Origin of the sequence: Pseudoalteromonas sp. ESRF-bin5, assembly GCF_002632075.1 — a bacterium.
Lineage (GTDB): Bacteria > Pseudomonadota > Gammaproteobacteria > Enterobacterales > Alteromonadaceae > Pseudoalteromonas > Pseudoalteromonas marina.
Genome location: NZ_NTLW01000130.1, coordinates 1 through 16,689, shown reverse-complemented (window position 1 = coordinate 16,689; position 16,689 = coordinate 1). Strand labels below are relative to the sequence as shown.

General features: G+C 36.1%; 14 protein-coding genes and 1 tRNA gene. 3 read left to right on the top strand and 12 right to left on the bottom strand.

Features of this window, described 5'->3' with window-relative positions:
• Positions 1 to 15 precede the first annotated feature (15 nt).
• From BCG07_RS06850 to BCG07_RS06795, 12 genes are all read right to left on the bottom strand, one after another.
• Positions 16 to 951: a hypothetical protein gene (locus tag BCG07_RS06850; RefSeq protein WP_039036301.1), complete on the bottom strand. Its 936-nt coding sequence runs from the start codon at positions 949 to 951 to the stop codon at positions 16 to 18.
• Entirely contained in the window at positions 944 to 2,107 is a 1,164-nt protein-coding gene (locus BCG07_RS06845; protein WP_286889457.1) for a glycosyltransferase family protein, read from the bottom strand. The genes BCG07_RS06850 and BCG07_RS06845 overlap by 8 nt, the downstream gene beginning before the upstream one ends.
• Positions 2,070 to 3,314: an O-antigen ligase family protein gene (locus BCG07_RS06840; protein WP_286889455.1), complete on the bottom strand. Its 1,245-nt coding sequence runs from the start codon at positions 3,312 to 3,314 to the stop codon at positions 2,070 to 2,072. Before BCG07_RS06840 ends, BCG07_RS06845 begins: the two co-directional genes overlap by 38 nt.
• A gap of 2 nt (positions 3,315 to 3,316) precedes the next feature.
• Positions 3,317 to 4,579 (bottom strand): MATE family efflux transporter, encoded by a 1,263-nt coding sequence (locus BCG07_RS06835; RefSeq protein WP_286889454.1) that lies wholly within the window; start codon positions 4,577 to 4,579, stop codon positions 3,317 to 3,319.
• Between the two features lie 148 nt (positions 4,580 to 4,727).
• Entirely contained in the window at positions 4,728 to 5,294 is a 567-nt protein-coding gene (gene rfbC / locus BCG07_RS06830; protein ID WP_286889452.1) for a dTDP-4-dehydrorhamnose 3,5-epimerase, read from the bottom strand.
• Positions 5,295 to 5,307: 13 nt separating this feature from the next.
• Complete coding sequence (gene rfbD / locus BCG07_RS06825) at positions 5,308 to 6,183, bottom strand: dTDP-4-dehydrorhamnose reductase (protein WP_286889451.1); 876 nt, start codon at positions 6,181 to 6,183, stop codon at positions 5,308 to 5,310.
• The gene (rfbA, locus tag BCG07_RS06820; protein WP_286889449.1) at positions 6,183 to 7,055 is read right to left on the bottom strand and encodes a glucose-1-phosphate thymidylyltransferase RfbA; all 873 of its coding nucleotides are present in this window, start codon (positions 7,053 to 7,055) and stop codon (positions 6,183 to 6,185) included. The genes rfbD and rfbA overlap by 1 nt, the downstream gene beginning before the upstream one ends.
• Before the next feature lie 11 nt (positions 7,056 to 7,066).
• Positions 7,067 to 8,143 carry a dTDP-glucose 4,6-dehydratase gene (gene rfbB / locus BCG07_RS06815; protein WP_286889447.1) on the bottom strand — a complete coding sequence of 359 codons (1,077 nt, stop codon included), beginning with the start codon at positions 8,141 to 8,143 and terminating at the stop codon, positions 7,067 to 7,069.
• A 215-nt stretch (positions 8,144 to 8,358) separates the two neighbouring features.
• Positions 8,359 to 9,327: a Wzz/FepE/Etk N-terminal domain-containing protein gene (locus BCG07_RS06810; protein ID WP_286889445.1), complete on the bottom strand. Its 969-nt coding sequence runs from the start codon at positions 9,325 to 9,327 to the stop codon at positions 8,359 to 8,361.
• A 253-nt stretch (positions 9,328 to 9,580) separates the two neighbouring features.
• Positions 9,581 to 12,250: an SLBB domain-containing protein gene (locus BCG07_RS06805; RefSeq protein WP_286889443.1), complete on the bottom strand. Its 2,670-nt coding sequence runs from the start codon at positions 12,248 to 12,250 to the stop codon at positions 9,581 to 9,583.
• A gap of 122 nt (positions 12,251 to 12,372) precedes the next feature.
• The gene (locus tag BCG07_RS06800; protein ID WP_286889441.1) at positions 12,373 to 13,155 is read right to left on the bottom strand and encodes a DUF481 domain-containing protein; all 783 of its coding nucleotides are present in this window, start codon (positions 13,153 to 13,155) and stop codon (positions 12,373 to 12,375) included.
• A 27-nt stretch (positions 13,156 to 13,182) separates the two neighbouring features.
• Positions 13,183 to 14,001, bottom strand: coding sequence for a mechanosensitive ion channel family protein (locus BCG07_RS06795; RefSeq protein WP_058428275.1), 819 nt, complete (start codon positions 13,999 to 14,001; stop codon positions 13,183 to 13,185).
• 274 nt (positions 14,002 to 14,275) lie between these two features.
• Between BCG07_RS06795 and BCG07_RS06790 the strand changes: the two genes are divergently transcribed.
• From BCG07_RS06790 to BCG07_RS06780, 3 genes are all read left to right on the top strand, one after another.
• Positions 14,276 to 14,351 (top strand) — tRNA-His (locus BCG07_RS06790).
• 242 nt (positions 14,352 to 14,593) lie between these two features.
• Positions 14,594 to 15,919: a porin family protein gene (locus BCG07_RS06785; RefSeq protein WP_286889439.1), complete on the top strand. Its 1,326-nt coding sequence runs from the start codon at positions 14,594 to 14,596 to the stop codon at positions 15,917 to 15,919.
• 12 nt (positions 15,920 to 15,931) lie between these two features.
• On the top strand, positions 15,932 to 16,689 hold a 758-nt coding region (locus BCG07_RS06780), incomplete at its 3' end, for a FecR family protein (RefSeq protein ID WP_286889437.1).

The following is a 16,689-nucleotide window of genomic DNA, read 5'->3' as shown; positions in this document are numbered from 1 at the left end:
ACTGATATCACAAAACTATCCTCTTCTAATTAACCTCTTCACTAATAACCTTATAGTCTTGAGATACTTAATCTGCGAAAAAACTAATAAACCAACTCTACCTCTATACTCACTAAGCAATCCAGTATGCAAATATTTGTCATACTCCACTGGGTCATAAGCTGGATTAAAAGCAATACTAATAGCTTCCTCATAAACCATCGGATCATGTGTCCATGTATTTGAATGTGTCCCATCAGTTCCGAAACCTACATTTCTTATAAGGTTTCCATTTGGTATAATACAATATTGATGTTTATTCCTAAAAAGCATTTCATATGAATATGCCCATGAATTAACCTGTCGTGATGAAAGCAAACCTAGGACGCCTTGAACATATAAACGCTCCACAATACTACTCGGCGTGTTTAATAACTTAAAATTGGATTTATAAGGAAGTTCTACATCTAACCCTAATATTCGATCAGACCAAGATGCCCAGCCCCAACAAAAAAAGCGAGAACAAAACGAATAATCTTGATGCATATCTAAATCGAAGTGTTTTCTACCAGATATAGTGGCAACTCTCAAATCACTTCTATAGTTATTTAGCATATTGCGACAATAACTAAAAAAGCGCTTATTTGGTACACAATCGTCTTCTAGTACAATACCTGCGTCTACCTCAGAAAAAAACCATTGTACTGCAGTATGAACTGCTCTTTTACAGCCAAGATTCTCTTTTTGGTACAAGGTCTTAACTTCACATGGCCAGTCAATAAAAGATTCAACTTTACTTCTTATTGCATCGACATCGAAAGATTCAGATTCACTACGTGCACCGTCTGAGGCTAAATAGATATATTTGACTTTAATTTCTCGGAGTATATTGAAAGTATCTTGCATCCCTCCTAATCGATTGAAGGAAAGAATTAAAACAGGTACTTCGTTTTCATTTTTAAATTTAATCATCTAAATTAACAAATTTTTTAAATTGGGTAGAAACCGTTTCTTGTTTGAATAAACTAGACGCTTCTTCTAAATCAATATTTTTCGCGTCTTTCATAAGTTTTTCAATACAATGTAAGATTCTATTTTGCTCTAGTGACGTACAAGTAACTCCGCAGTTATATTTCAAAACAAAACCACATACATCGGCACTTTCTGGTCCATGGTAAAAAATTGGCAAATTCATTGATAGGTATGAAGTTACTTTTCCTGGGAATGAAGTTTTAACAACTAACTCTTTTTTTAAACTAAACCAATAAGGCATATAACCAGCATCACAATCTTTTATTACATTAAGAGTTTGACTCTGAGTCAAATAACCTAAATTAATAACACCAAATTCGGGGAATTTAGTAAGTCTACCTGGCGTTCCGATAAAAACCAACTCAACCTTCTTGTTTGATACTATAAAATCAACGGATTGAAGCGCTGTCACTAATGCATCCCACTCTGCTCTGCAATATAAGGAACCCGCAAAAACAATCCTAAACTTCTTGGCTTTACTATCAGTCAACATAGGTAAGTTCTTACTATATTTTTCCTGATTATCAATAGCATTTCTAAGTATAAATACTTTATTAGGTTCAATATCAAATTTATTCAAAGCAAAATAGTTTCTATACATGCCTTCAGATACAACGCCCAATGACAAAGATGAATTTATAATTTTTTTATATGCTTTGCCTAGCATATTTGAGGTAAACCTTGAAACTCTGAGGTTACTACAGATATACTCTAATACATCCCACACTAATACTCTAAATTTGAATCGCCCATTAATTTTTATTATTTCTGACAATATTAAAATTATAGCTGGACTAGATAATACGAATACTACCTCTTTATACTTATCTTTTCTTATTTCAGTCAGAATTTCACGAGCATACTCCGCTGCTTTAGTTTTATAGAAAAAGTATATATTTATATCAGAAAGTATTGGCCATGAGATATTTTTGTAAAAAAAGCTATCTACACAATTCGCATCGCTAATGGCTATATTTTTATCTACATCTGAAACAAAAATTCTTTTTACATCAATCCCACTACACATATTCGATAAAAAAATCTCGCCCACGCCAATTTTATCTGGACGGGTTCCTGATACAACTAAAACTGTCATTTATAGAGTTAACCTTAGAAGCCAAGGGGAAAATTAGTAGAAGTAAAATCCAATATTCCTTTGATTGAAACAAACTACCAGAAAACATTCCATTAACAAAATAGAATATGTAGAGATAAAATACTAACTTAAGTATTTTATCTAATATTATATTAGAACTAAAATATACAGCAATTGTTATAATGTTAATAAAAATAAAAACGACTAGACCTACCGCTCCTATAGACATCATAACTTCAATTAAAAAATTATGTGGATAATAATTTGTATTAATTTCCACCGCTCTATCCCCTATAAAAGGAGAATTAGAGAATTGTTCAAAGGCTGAAATATATAATGAAAATCGTTGGTTTGCACTCTGATCTTCGCTGCCACCTACTTTACTAAACATCTCTATTAAATCAACATTGTAACCAACGAACTGAGATACTGAAGTGTAAATAATTATTATCGCAAATAAAGAAATGACCAAGTAAGTTATTTTCTTCAAGCTAAAATTACCTAAAACGAAAATAAATAATACAACAGCTAATCCTAACATTGGCCCCCTTGCTAAAGATAACAACAACCCTGTTGAACCTACGATAAAGATTAAAAGTGATAATAGCTTATGCTTACTTGGAATAAACATCTCGATAATTATTAATACTGCACTTGCTCTTCCGATTGAAATCGGGTTTAGTCTTTCAAATCCAGCCCTAATATTAGTTAGACCACCACTGCTAAAATCCAATAAAAAAAGCGAGATTATTAATACCGTTGAAATCAATAATAGCACTTTTAAACTTACCATTACTTCGAGTAGTAATTCTCTCGTTGAATTAATAGAAATTAGGATAGAGGCAAGCAAACTAAAAAGTAACCCAAAGACAAAATACTCAACAAGATAAGAGTCATCAATGAATTTTTCTGAGTATACCGAGTCAATAAAAACCCTATAAGTAAACATTATATAAATGCATACAACTGACATTATAGCAATAAGATGTGTAAACTTTATTCTTCTATTATCAGTTTTTACTGATATAAAAAAAAGCAAAAATAAAAATACTACCTGACATATTCTTAACACTATCGTTATTGGTGATATACCTTCTGTATAACCTAAAAACTTACTGACAGGAGATAATATATAAAAACCATATAATAATAAAATAATGGTTATGTATATAAGTCTATTTTCTAAATCATTATATTTAAATAGCATTTTTAAACCTTCTCTAACTTTAATGAAGAAGGTAATTCCACAATTAAAAAGCACATAAAAAACACTATAAATGGATTTATTTCGAGCTGGAAATACAAAACTAAAATAAGCACTAAAATAGAGGTAATTGCTTTGATTAAAAATATATTGGAAATTTTATTTATTTCATCTTTAGCTGTAAGTATGCAAAAAAACATATTACTCCAAATTAACGATGAGAAATATAATGATGCAGAAAACACATAAAAATATGAAAAGTCAATTTTATAAGAAAAATACCAAGTAACCAAATACTCTGCAATAGTGCTTCCAACTATTAAACTGGCTGTGATTAATAAAAACCCATAAGATTTCAGTCTTTTCACACTAGATTCGAACCAGGTTTTTTCACCTTTAATAAGTGATTCCCTAAGAGCTGGTATCAATGGAAGAGAAATAATAGAAAACAAACCACTACAAAGTAGTATAAGAGAATTTAAACTACTATATTGTGACGACCACTCAATACTACTAAACTTAGCTAAGATAATTACAGGTAATACATTCAATATAAAATTAACTAAAGTCGAAGCTTTTGTGTACTCTAATGCTGATAAAAAAAGTTCTTTTATAATCCTGGCATCAATTAAACCTACCAAAAACAAGTTTTCTTTGATAGTAAATAAGAGGCCTGTAATATATTTCATAATTAATGCTGGAAGAATTACAACTAAAAGAAAAATAGGGACTGAATCAATATAATCACGAAAGAAAATTAAGGTAATAATAGAGACTATACTTCCGATGCAAATAGCTAAACTCGACAAATATTGCTTTTGAAAGGATAAAACGATTGCATCAACTGGAAGACAGATACATTGGCTCATGAATAAAATAAATACTATAAATATCCCCGCGAATAAATTTTCACTTCTCAAACCCAATAAAAGCAGATTTTTAACATCTATTATATTGATGAAAATAATCATAATAGAAGAAACAAACAAACCAATTACCAAAAATAATGCCATACCATTGGTAATCCACACCCTAGCAGTATCACTGCTACTCGAACCCGATATTTTTGTAATCATTGCAGGTGATATTCCTGCTGTAGAAAGCATCAACCAAGAGTTTATACTTAATAAAACTGAGTAAAAAACTAGCCCCTCTGCTCCAAACTTTTCTGCAACCATAGGTAGTGACGTTAACTGCAGTAATAAAGTAGTTACTTTTGCGATAAGCGATGTTGATATTGAAGCTTTTAATTTGTTACTTCTGTTCATATTACCAATTTTTTAATATAAATTACTTGGTTACGCTAATATAGCTTATATTCATGACTAGCTAACTCTAAGAATAACTCATCACTGAATCGTATAAATTTAGAAGTAAATTTTAACTGCAATTAAATGAGTGTAATAACATTCACTCTTAACAATAAGGGGTCAAGAGACCACGTGAACTTACTTCATCAATTGATAATGAATTAGTATCCTTACTGGATAACACAGGCTTATTTTCAATAGGCCACTGAATACTCAAGATATTATCATTCCATGCAATAGATACTTCAGCTTTCGGGTTATAATAATCCGTACATTTATAAACAAATTCAGCTTTATCGCTCGTCACATAGAAACCATGAGCAAAACCTTTAGGTATCCATAATTGATGCTTATTTTCAGCTGATAGATATGCACCAACCCACTTTCCAAAAGTTGGTGAGCCTTTTCGAATATCAACAGCCACATCAAAAACCTCCCCTGAAATAACTCGAACAAGTTTCCCTTGAGTATTTTCAGTTTGATAATGTAAACCACGTAAAATCCCTTTATTTGACTTAGAATGATTATCTTGAACAAATCGAGTTGGTTTACCTGTAACTAGCTCTTCAAATTTTTTTTGGCTCCAGGTTTCCATAAAAAACCCGCGTTCATCACCAAATACTGTAGGCTCTATAATTTTCACATCTGGGATGCTTGTATCGATTACTTTCATTTTTTCAGCCTACTTATTTATATTTTTGAATAGTGTTTAATGCGGCTTTCCAGTCACTTGGCTCTACAGAAAAATTTGTTAAAATTTTACTGCAATCCAATTTTGAATTAGCTGGACGTTTAGCAGGAGTCGGATACTCTGAGGTTGAAATTGCACTAACTGTTACGGGCGATTCAATCGCTTGTTGCGATAACGCTTGAGAAAATATTTCTGTTGCAAACTCTTGCCAGCTAACGTGTGGGTAGCCTGAGTAGTTATATACACCGAACTTAGTAATACCTTTCTGAAGCTGTTGCGCTATGTTAATTAACGCTTTCGCTATATCACCTGCATATGTTGGGCCGCCAAATTGGTCCCCAACAACACCTAGAGTATCGCGTGTTTGTGCTAAACGCAGCATCGTTTTTACAAAGTTATTCCCATATTCGCTAAACACCCAAGCTGTACGAAAAATAATATGAGCATCGCACTCTTGTGCAACACTTTGCTCACCAGCAAGCTTAGTTTTACCGTAAACGCCTTGTGGGTTTACTTCATCACCCTCTGTGTATAAGCCGCCTTTATCACCAGCAAAAACATAGTCAGTTGATATATGAAGAATGACCGCATTCACATTCGATGCTGCTTTCGCTAAGTTTTTTGGACCAACATTATTTATAGCATTTGCCAGCCCAAATTCAGACTCTGCTTTGTCAACTGCAGTATATGCCGCCGCATTAATTATAATAGTCGGCTGATACTTGTTTACTACTTCATTAACTTGTTCTGCATTCGTTATATCAAGCTCTTCTCGTCCTAACGCCAAAAAGTCAATGGAAGGGATATCAATTAATTGCGATACCAAGCAGCTTCCAACTTGACCATTTTTACCAGTAATAAGTACTTTCATTACTTTGCCTCAGACGCCAAACGAGTTAAATATTGACCATATTCATTCTTCATCATTGGTTTAGCTATTGTAAGTAATTCATCTGTGCTTAACCAACCGTTGCGCCATGCTATTTCTTCTAAACATGCCACCTTCAAACCTTGTACGTTTTCAATAGTTTGTACAAACGATGATGCTTCATGAAGACTTTCATGCGTCCCAGTATCAAGCCAAGCAAAACCACGCCCTAACAGCTCAACATTTAAACTTCCATCGTTTAAATACATTTCGTTTAAGGTGGTTATTTCAAGCTCACCACGGTGAGAGGGCTTTACCTGTTTAGCGAGATCAACTACACGATTGTCATAGAAGTATAAACCTGTAACAGCATAGTTTGACTTTGGCTTTTCAGGCTTTTCTTCTATAGAGATAGCTTTCATGTTTTTGTCAAATTCGACTACGCCAAATCGTTCTGGGTCTTTAACTTGATAGCCAAATACCGTAGCACCTGATGCTCTACTTGCCGCGTTTTTAAGCGTTTTACTAAACGATTGACCGTAATAGATATTATCGCCAAGTACTAAGCACACGCTATCATCACCAATAAAGTCTTCACCAATAATAAAGGCTTGTGCAAGTCCGTCTGGAGAGGGTTGAATCGCGTAACTCAAGTTAATGCCGTAATCGCTACCATCACCTAATAAACGTTTGAAGCTATCACTATCTTCTGGTGTAGTGATTATTAATATATCGCGTATTCCCGCTAACATTAACGTTGATATTGGGTAATATACCATTGGCTTGTCATAAACTGGGAGTAATTGCTTTGATACACCGCGTGTTAGTGGATAAAGTCGAGAGCCTGATCCCCCAGCTAAAATAATTCCTTTCACAAAATGCTCCTTTATTTATGTTTAATTTCGCCTAGGCGTTCGCGTTGATATGAACCATTTTGTACATTTTCACACCACAATTGATTTACTAAGTACCACTCAATTGTTTTGCGTAGACCGCTCTCGAATGTTTCCTCTGGTGTCCAGCCTAGCTCATTTTGCATTTTTGATGAATCAATAGCATAACGTCTGTCGTGGCCCGGGCGGTCTGCCACGAACGTTATTTGTTCTGAATATAGGGAATCTTTAGGCACTAAAGTATCTAAAATACTGCAAATACTTTTCACCACTTCAATATTTTGCTTTTCATTGTGACCGCCTATGTTATAGGTTTCTCCAACAATACCTTCGGTCACTACTTTATACAAAGCGCGCGCATGGTCTTCTACGTATAGCCAGTCACGTATTTGGTCGCCTTTACCATAAATAGGCAAGTCTTTTCCTTCAAGGGCATTGAGTATCACTAAAGGAATTAACTTCTCAGGAAAGTGGTAAGGCCCATAATTATTTGAACAGTTAGTGACAATTGTAGGAAACCCATACGTGCGCAGCCATGCCCTTACTAAATGATCGCTCGATGCTTTACTTGCAGAATAGGGACTACTAGGCGCGTAAGATGTTTCTTCTGTAAATAATGTAAGTTCACCTTCTTGTTCATCAGGGTGAGGTAAATCACCATATACTTCATCAGTTGAGATATGATGAAACCTAAACGATTTTTTGGCATCGTTACTTAATGTATTCCAGTATTCACGAGCCGCTTCTAATAAGGTATAAGTTCCTACAATATTAGTTTGTATAAATTCGGCAGGACCAGTGATTGAACGATCAACGTGGCTTTCAGCCGCTAGGTGCATCACAGCGTCAGGCTTATGTGTATTAAAAACTCGATCTAATTCCGTTCGATTACAAATATCAACGTGTTCGAAATAGTAACGCTCAGACTCATCTGCATTTGAAAGAGACTCTAGGTTCCCTGCGTACGTTAACGCATCAACGTTAGTTACACTATCTTGAGTGTTAGAAAGTATGTGACGAATAACGGCGCTACCAATAAAGCCTGCACCACCAGTTATTAATATTTTCACAATAAATACCTTTATATTTTTTGGGGATTATTCGTGCAAAGACGCTTTGCGCAGTCCTAATTATGTTTTATTTCTACAAAGTGTCTCAGTCATTTAATTAAGGACTGAGACACTTTTTCTAAATTGAGACAGTCAATTTAACTACCCCATTATAATTACTTGTTTTTATACTTTTATTTAAACGTGTCCAACAGGCCCGAAAGTAGGTTCCAAATTCAGGATTTGGAATTACCAACAAAATGTCTGATCAATACTATCATTACACTTAACATGCCACCTAAAAGTAAACCCAGCACACAGATTAAAGCACGCTTAGGTTTAAACTTTTCTTCTGGCACGAGTGCTGCGTCTATAGTTTTAAATACATATTCGTCGCGCACTTTTGCAAACATAATTGTTTTAGTTTGCTCTTCAACAAGTTTATAGAGAACAGCACGTATATCAGCAATTTTAGTTTGTTCTAGTTGCTGAGTTAAAAAGTCGGTACTTTTTATTGCCTCTAACACATCACGCTGCTTCATGGTTTGGTTAATATCTTGTATTAACCAGCTCACCCATTGTTGAGCAATAGTTGGAGAAACATGCTCAATCGATATTTTAACCATGCCTGTTTCTTTATCTGTGCTGGCACTAAGAATTTTACTAAACTCTTTATATGCCTCTTGCATTGAAGGCTTTGGTTTAAAAGGTGCAGAAACTTCTCGCACCCATTTATTATTTTGAGCATTGTATATTTCGCTGTCATGGATAATGGCATCTGTTTGCATATTCCATGTTTTAGCGGACATTAAATCAGGGAGAATGTTGTGCTTTTTAATAAAATCGCTGGTGAATTGGCGTGATTTTAACACCTCAATTGCTAATTGTGCTTTATTGCTTGAACCGCCACCTAAATTAACGCCAGCCAAACTCGCTAAACCACCGAACTGGCCTGCTAAGCCTGCTAAACCACCTGAATTTTCTTGCTCTGCAGGAGCTAACAACGCCTCTGACTTATAAATATTAGGTAGGTGGATTGCATAAAAAACGGATGCCAGAGCAAACAAGGCAGTTACAGCTATAATTATCCATTTACCCTTCCAAATTACGGCAAAGAGTTCACGCAAGTTTATTTCGTCGTCGGCGATGTCACGGCTTTGTACGTAATCGTTATTTTCTTTTATACTTGCTTTGTTATTGTTCATATAAATCTCGGTTGATAGCTAAAGCTATTTATTAGTCTGGCAGCCAGGATTGCGATCCAATTCGTCGCAGAGTTTCTCTCGTTCTAACCTGAAGGCAGAATTATTTGCTTGCATAGCCCCTAGAGCACGCTTCCGCCCCTAGGTTGCAGTTCCTAAGGCCTGATAAAAATATAAATTTTGTTTTTACTATCTTGTACATGCCAACTAAAGCCAAAGGTTTTCTTTGGCTTTAGTTGCTAGTTTATTGCTTTAATTAAAGGCTACCAATTGCGGCTACTGCTACACCTAGTTGATAAAGGATCTGCGTCGCTGTGCTCCACAGTGTTAGCTTATCCATGTGCCCAGCATCCATTGGTACCACTATTGTATCGCCTGGCTCTAACTGGTTTGCATTATTAGCCGCGAACCAGCCTCCTGTATTTGGAATTTCAACAGAGCCATTGGCTTTAATAATGTAAATGCGGTCTTCTGCAGCTCGCTCTTTAAGGCCGCCGCTTAGGTCAATGTAATCATCAACACTTACACCAGCTTTATAAAGATGCGATGTAGAATAGTTAACTTCACCAATAATGCTTATAGAATCACGCTTACTTGGTACGTAAAGCGTATCGCCATTTTGTAGTACTAAGTTTTGTTGGTTATTTACTATTAATGGTAAATCAATAACTAAACGTCCTACCGCTTCAACACTAGCTAAATCGTTTAGTAGTTTATCCATCTCATCGTATGAAAGAGAGTTACCGCTAACTGAGTTTTGGAAGCTTTTAGAAGCAATATCGCGGCGAAGCTCGGTTGATAAACGAGCAAGCTGTTGTTGCTCTTGCTCTTTTATAGAAACACGGGTAAATATTGCTGCGTTTTGTTCTGCAAAATCAGAAAATCCACCTGCACGTTTAAGTAAATCAGTGAGCGTTTCGCCTCGGCGAATAGTGTAGGTACCCGGGAATTTCAGTTCGCCTTTTAGCTCTACCTTTACATTTTCTTGCCAGTTAGGAATCGAGAAAATGTTAATGCTGTCTTTGCTACGAAGGGTAATATTGTTTTGTGATTCACCTTTTAGTGCACTTTCAAGATCAAATCGTACATGTTCTACCTGAGAGGCATCACCTAAAACAATGCGCGTTATTTCAGCTTGTTTAGTATAAGCCGATTCTAATAAGCCACCGGCTGCGGTTACTAAGTCGGCTACTTCGCCACTCACTGTAAGAGGGTAAATACCCGGGTAAGTGACGTTACCGTTAATTTCAACTAGTTGCATAGCTTGCGATATTGATGCTTGCTGTTTTAACTTTTCGATAATAGGAAGAAGTAAGTTATGGCGACTAAAAAAAGCATAGTCTTCTGCTTTTAATTCTTGCGATTGTTGATTCGCTTTACGTTTTGAGAAATCAGCAATTGTAAGCCCTTGCTGATTTTTTTTAATAGTTTCATCTTTTTGACTTATACCGATGTATTTTTCAAACTCTTTTTGTTTAAACTTATGCCATTGCTCAGCTTTAAATTGTTGCTCTTGTTGTTCTTGGCTTAGCGCCATGTTTTCAAGCGCTGTTTTTTCTATTTCTTTTTCTTCAAAGCGGCTAAATACAATGATTTTATCATTAGCTTTTAGCGCTAGGTTATTGTCAGTGTTTTTAATAATCGCTTGCGCTACGTCAAACTGGTGCGCTTCTATGTCACCATTAATGTTTGTTTCACGAATTAATAAACCATAGCTTAAATCTGCTTGGGGGAGTAAATCGCCACGCACAGACTTAAGTACGTCTGAAATGCGTTTACCTTGGTACCACTGATAGTTACCTGGGCGTGCAACAGTACCAATTAGGCTAATTGAATTTTCGTATTGTGAACTTACCGAATTAAAACGAACTCGATCGCCATCTTGTGGAATATAGTTAATGTTACTTTTGCTAAAATCAACAGAGAGTATTTCTTTACGCTGATTATTAAAACGCTCAACAACCACGTTTTTAGCATAAGCCTCTGGTTTTAATCCGCCGGCCATGTTTAAAAGTTGTTTAGCTGTTTCACCTTGTTTAAGTTCAAAAATAGCCGGGCGTTTTACAAGGCCTTCAACCGTTACTTGTGAACCAACAGAAGGTACAAATACAACGTCCCCAGGTTTTAATACTATATCTTTACTGCTATCACCTTTGATCAGTAAATCGTATAAATCGAAGTTACTAACCACTTTACCAGCGCGTTTAACTTGAATATTACGAAGAGAAGCAATGTCAGATACACCACCACTGACAAATAATGCATGCGATACGGTGGTTAAAGACGAAACACTATAGCTACCCGGTTTGTAAGCCTCACCTAATACTAAAATACGCATACTGCGTAACTGCCCAAGCGATACAAACGCTTTTACGCCAATAACTTCTTGCTCTACCTTAGCATTAATAAGCGCTTTTACTTCTGCAAACGTTAAGCCTGCTACTTGGACTGGTGTTAAATCAGGAATGCTAATTCTGCCTTCACGATCGACTGTAACATCAAAACTTTCACTTTCTTTACCATAAAAGTTAATGTTTAACTGATCCCCAGGGCCGACTAAATAAGTATCAGGAACTGCTGCGCTTTCATTTGGCATAAAAGTGGTTGGCTCACCGGCAAACAGTGAATAACCAAATGGTTTTAATTCATCTTTTTTTGGATTAAAGCGCTCGTCATCGCTGAGTTCTGCTTGCTGTGGTTCTTCGCGTTCGCCAATCGTTGGCTGACTGGTTTGTGTTTGATTGCTTGGTTGATTTGATCCTGTGATTGAAGAAAGGTCAACACCATACTGCCTAGCTAAGGCTTCTTGCTGTGATTTAGGTAGTTTTTTAAATTGCTCTAGCTGCGAAGCAGTTGGCGTAAAAGCCATAGCGTTGATGCTAAATAAAAGAACAAAAGCACTTAATAATTGTGTAAAAACTTTCACGAGTAGGTATATCCCTAGGTCTACAACCAAAATTGGTGGCTATAATACATTAATCTGAGGCAAATAAAAAAGGGACTTTCGCCCCTTTTGTCATTTTAGTGTCACTAATTTAATGGTTTTGGTTAAAAACTGTAAACTAGTGTAAATGACGTCTCTGTGTCTGTGCTTTCTTTGTCATCAGCAACGTCTGAGTTGTTGGTAACATTAAAAGCCACTTTCATTTGTAGAGAGCCATTAATTTTAGCAAGTAATGCCGTTTCTGAACGTGTTTTAGTGTTCGTGTCACCGTATTCAACCGCCACTAGCTGCGTAAAACGTGCATTATCAGAAATTTGCCAATTGTAGTCTAATTTACCAAGGGCAATCACTTCACCTTCAAACTCACCAGCAAGTGGTTTGCCATTTTCATCTACTTCAGTGCTGTCATCTGGGTATTCAAAGTATTTGTAACCCGGACCAATCTCTGCGCTTAACCACATTGTTTTTTCATTTAACAAACGTAAGCCATAACCCGCTGAAATTACAGACTCACTGCGGTATGCGCCAAAGTAGTCTGAAACGTGTGAACCATAAATGAATAAATGAGAATGCTCTTCATTTAATTTGTAGTTACCTTGGGCCGAAATTGAGTACTTTTCGTTTGTACGTTGAGTAACTTTTTTACCGTTAGCATCATCAACTTCATCTTCTTTGTAGATTCCGTCAAGCTTGTACTCGTTGTTCCAGCTTTCTAGGTTGTGTTGTACTTTAATACCACCTTTAAGCGTTGTTGTTTCAGTGTTACCACTGGTAACAATAGCACCAAGCTCACTGGTAACTTCCCACGTTTTTTGCTCTGTATCTTCAGCGAAAGCGTTAGTCGCAGCAGATGCTGCAACTAACACTGATAAAAGCTTTAATTTCATTAAAAATAACCTATTTAATACTAAAAATTAGTCTTGCTTGTGTAAATGAACATCCATTTGCGGAAATGGAATTGAAATATTTGCGTCGTCTAGTGCAATTTTAATATTTTCCATTAATGAAAAATATGTAGGCCAGTAGTCAGCAGCATTAACCCAAGGACGCACAACAAAGTTAACGCTTGAATCACCTAGTTCAGAAACAGCTACGGTATAAGCAGGGTCTGTAAGTAAGCGTGTTTCTGCATCAAGTACTGATTTTAATACTTCTTTTGCCTGACGTAAATCAGCATCGTAACCAACACCAATTACTAAATCGATACGGCGAGTTGATTCGCGCGATACGTTTGTAATCGCACCTGACATAATTTGAGAGTTTGGCACAATAATTACTTTATTATCTGGTGTGCGAAGTTCTGTAGAGAATATTTCGATTTTTTTAACCGTACCAGATTTGCCACCGGCTTCTACAAAATCACCCGATTTAAACGGACGAAGTAAAATGATTAGTACACCCGACGCAAAATTAGACAGTGAACCTTGTAACGCTAAACCTACCGCTAAGCCGGCTGCACCTAAAATAGCAATGAATGACGTTGTTTCAATACCAATTTGCGAAAGCGCCATTAGTACTGTTAGTGCAAATACAAGGGTATACACAATACTTGCTACGAAAGAGCCAACCGCTTTATCTACTTGTTTTTTCGCAAAGCCCTTTTCTGTTAAGTTTGAACAAAACTTAGCAACCCTACTACCTATTAAAAAGATAATAAGCGCAACAACTGCTTGAATACTATAGTGTAAAATTAAGCCTGAGTTATCATTAAGCCAATTAAGTACTGAATCCATGTTTACTCCAAATGTTTTTGATTAGTATTTTTCCGGATAGCATTATACATTAATTTACAATTTGTTCTCATTTATTAATGAATTCATACTATATATATGGCGAATTGTTTATAGTTTTTAATCGCGCATAGCTTGAAGAAGCATTACTGAACTTTCGCTGTACGAGAGTGAATTTTTAGATTTTATTTTTAAATTTAATTTTTTTTAATTTAAGGCTTCACAAGGTTTATTATTTTATGTATTATGCGCGCCACACCAAACAAGGTGTGTAGTGGCGGTTGTAGCTCAGTTGGTAGAGCCCCGGATTGTGATTCCGGTTGTCGCGGGTTCAAGCCCCGTCAATCGCCCCATTTTTTCTATACCAATCTCCCTCTGTAAATAAAATCTACAACGTTAATCTTACACAAACTTTTTAAACCCGCTTATATTCAAATTTGTTAGCCCTATATTATCTTCGATGAATTGATATTTATGCTTAAAATTAAATATCATTGAATTTATTATGTATTTTCATTAAAAACCGCTTGTTTTCTGTTCAAAACCTATTTTTACTGTAAAATATATCTACACTTTTCAAGATATATAACTAAGTATGATTAAACCGATTCTAAAGCTTTTCCTATGTAGTTATTTAACCGCCCTCAGTTTTAGTTCTATTGCACAAAATATTAACAGCTACAGTCAGTTTTTAATCGATGTACAAAAATTAGTCTCTGAAAAAAAATTTCATCAAGCCTACCAGCTAAGCCACGAACAAAACCAGTATTTAGGCGAGCCCACTTATGATTTTTTGTTAGGCGTTTCTGCTTTAAAGTTAAATCATACTGCTGAGGCTATTTTTGCTTTTGAGCGCACCATTGAAAGCAACCCAAAGTGGTATGAAGCGCGTTTATTTTTAGCTCGCGCTTATATGTTGGTAAAAAACTTTCCTGCTGCACAAAATCAAGCCTTAATACTTGTTAACTCATCTATGGCGCCAAACACTATAAAAACCTCTGCACGGGCATTGCTAGATAAGGTCGCTTTACAAAGTAAACGAGCAGGTGATTTTTATTCTCAAAATATTGAGTTTGCGTTAGGTGTTGATGGCAACGTAAATGCAGGCACTACAGAAGATACAATTATTATTCCTGAAATTGGGGAATTTTTATTATCTCCTGAAAGCAAAAGCACAGATGATAGTTACGCTAAGCTTAATTACTCAGGTAAATACTCTTACCCTATTAACCAACAAAGCACTGTAGTAATAAACGCTAACGCTGGATGGTATAAATTCGCCGAACTTAGTCAGTATGACAGAGTTAATGCCCATTTTAGTGCTGCATACAATTATGATATTGGAAGTATTAATTGGCACGTTCAGGCTTCAACAACGCCTTTAATGCTTGATTCAGAACTTTATAGAACTGAGTCGGCTATTACCTTGGGGGCTGATTTTGCGTTATCAGACGGTATTACCCTTTTTGCAGCGCTCAGTGGGGGGGAATTAAACAACCGGTTTGACGACAAGCTCGATAATACATTTTATGCGATTAATACAGGAGTAAGTTATTCAACACAGCATTGGTTTAACCGCTTTAGTGTCAATGTTAAAAATGAAGACGCAGACTTAACTCAGGGAGAGTTCAATAGTCGCCAAAGCACCAGTGTGTACTACCAAGCCAACACTCAATTAGCCAAAAATTGGCAATTACTTTCACTTGCTGGTTACCAATGGATTAATTATCAAGAAGATCATCCTTTATTTTTGCAAGAACGTGCCGATAATCTACTTATGCTCTCGGCTACTGTTCGCTACTTAGTTAGTCGTGATTTTGCGTTGCAACTAACCACTAACTACCAGGATAAAAGCAGCAATATTGCTTTGTTCGAATACGACCGTTTAGACATTAATTTAAGCGCCTCTTACTCATTTTAATTTAAGGTATTTATGAAACACATACTTCCTATCATTACCGCCTTACTTTGTGTAAATTTTTATGCGCAAGCAAGTGAGCCTGCGGGTAAAACAATTTTGGCCCGTGGTTCTGTATTAGCAACAAATGAGGCAACCCAACAACGTCAATTGCAGCGTCGTGATACTGTTTTTGGTATAGACCGAATAATGACTGGCAACCAAAGTAAAGCGCAGTTTTCAATGTTAGATGGCGGTTTAATTTCTTTAAAAGAAAATTCAGAACTTAATATAGCCAATTACCAGTTTGATAAAAACACACAACAAGGGTCTGCATCTATTGAGTTACTCAAAGGCGGCCTGCGTTCTATATCTGGCGTTATCAAAAAAAATGGCGGTGCTTATGACGTCAAAACCCCTGTGGGGTCAATTGGTATTCGTGGCACGCACTTTGAAGTGCAGCTAGTAGGTAGTGATGTATTTATAGCTGTATGGGATGGTGCAATCGACCTAACACTTACAAATAATAACGTGCTGTCGCTTGGTGATAATGAAGCGTTTTCGTTTGCACAAATTACAAGTACTGGTGATGTTTTTACAACAACGCGTGCCGCAGCTGTATTTGATCAAACCGTTGCAACTATTGAGCCTAATAGCGAAAGTGAAGAAACAGAGCAAACTCAAACAGCCTCAACAAACAACACAATCATAGAAGATGATAGCACAGCAGACGCATACTCTGAGCAGCAATTTCAGGCTGTAGATAACGCCTTTTTAGTTGACCAAATAGCTCA

What these genes read in the sequence shown, in the direction of transcription:
- BCG07_RS06835 (WP_286889454.1), bottom strand. Translation starts at nt 4,579, where the DNA reads ATGAACAGAAGTAACAAATTAAAAGCTTCAATATCAACATCGCTTATC.
- BCG07_RS06795 (WP_058428275.1), bottom strand. Translation starts at nt 14,001, where the DNA reads ATGGATTCAGTACTTAATTGGCTTAATGATAACTCAGGCTTAATTTTA.
- BCG07_RS06800 (WP_286889441.1), bottom strand. Translation starts at nt 13,155, where the DNA reads ATGAAATTAAAGCTTTTATCAGTGTTAGTTGCAGCATCTGCTGCGACT.
- BCG07_RS06845 (WP_286889457.1), bottom strand. Translation starts at nt 2,107, where the DNA reads ATGACAGTTTTAGTTGTATCAGGAACCCGTCCAGATAAAATTGGCGTG.
- BCG07_RS06810 (WP_286889445.1), bottom strand. Translation starts at nt 9,327, where the DNA reads ATGAACAATAACAAAGCAAGTATAAAAGAAAATAACGATTACGTACAA.
- BCG07_RS06850 (WP_039036301.1), bottom strand. Translation starts at nt 951, where the DNA reads ATGATTAAATTTAAAAATGAAAACGAAGTACCTGTTTTAATTCTTTCC.
- rfbD (WP_286889451.1), bottom strand. Translation starts at nt 6,183, where the DNA reads ATGAAAGTACTTATTACTGGTAAAAATGGTCAAGTTGGAAGCTGCTTG.
- BCG07_RS06840 (WP_286889455.1), bottom strand. Translation starts at nt 3,314, where the DNA reads ATGCTATTTAAATATAATGATTTAGAAAATAGACTTATATACATAACC.
- BCG07_RS06785 (WP_286889439.1), top strand. Translation starts at nt 14,594, where the DNA reads ATGATTAAACCGATTCTAAAGCTTTTCCTATGTAGTTATTTAACCGCC.
- rfbC (WP_286889452.1), bottom strand. Translation starts at nt 5,294, where the DNA reads ATGAAAGTAATCGATACAAGCATCCCAGATGTGAAAATTATAGAGCCT.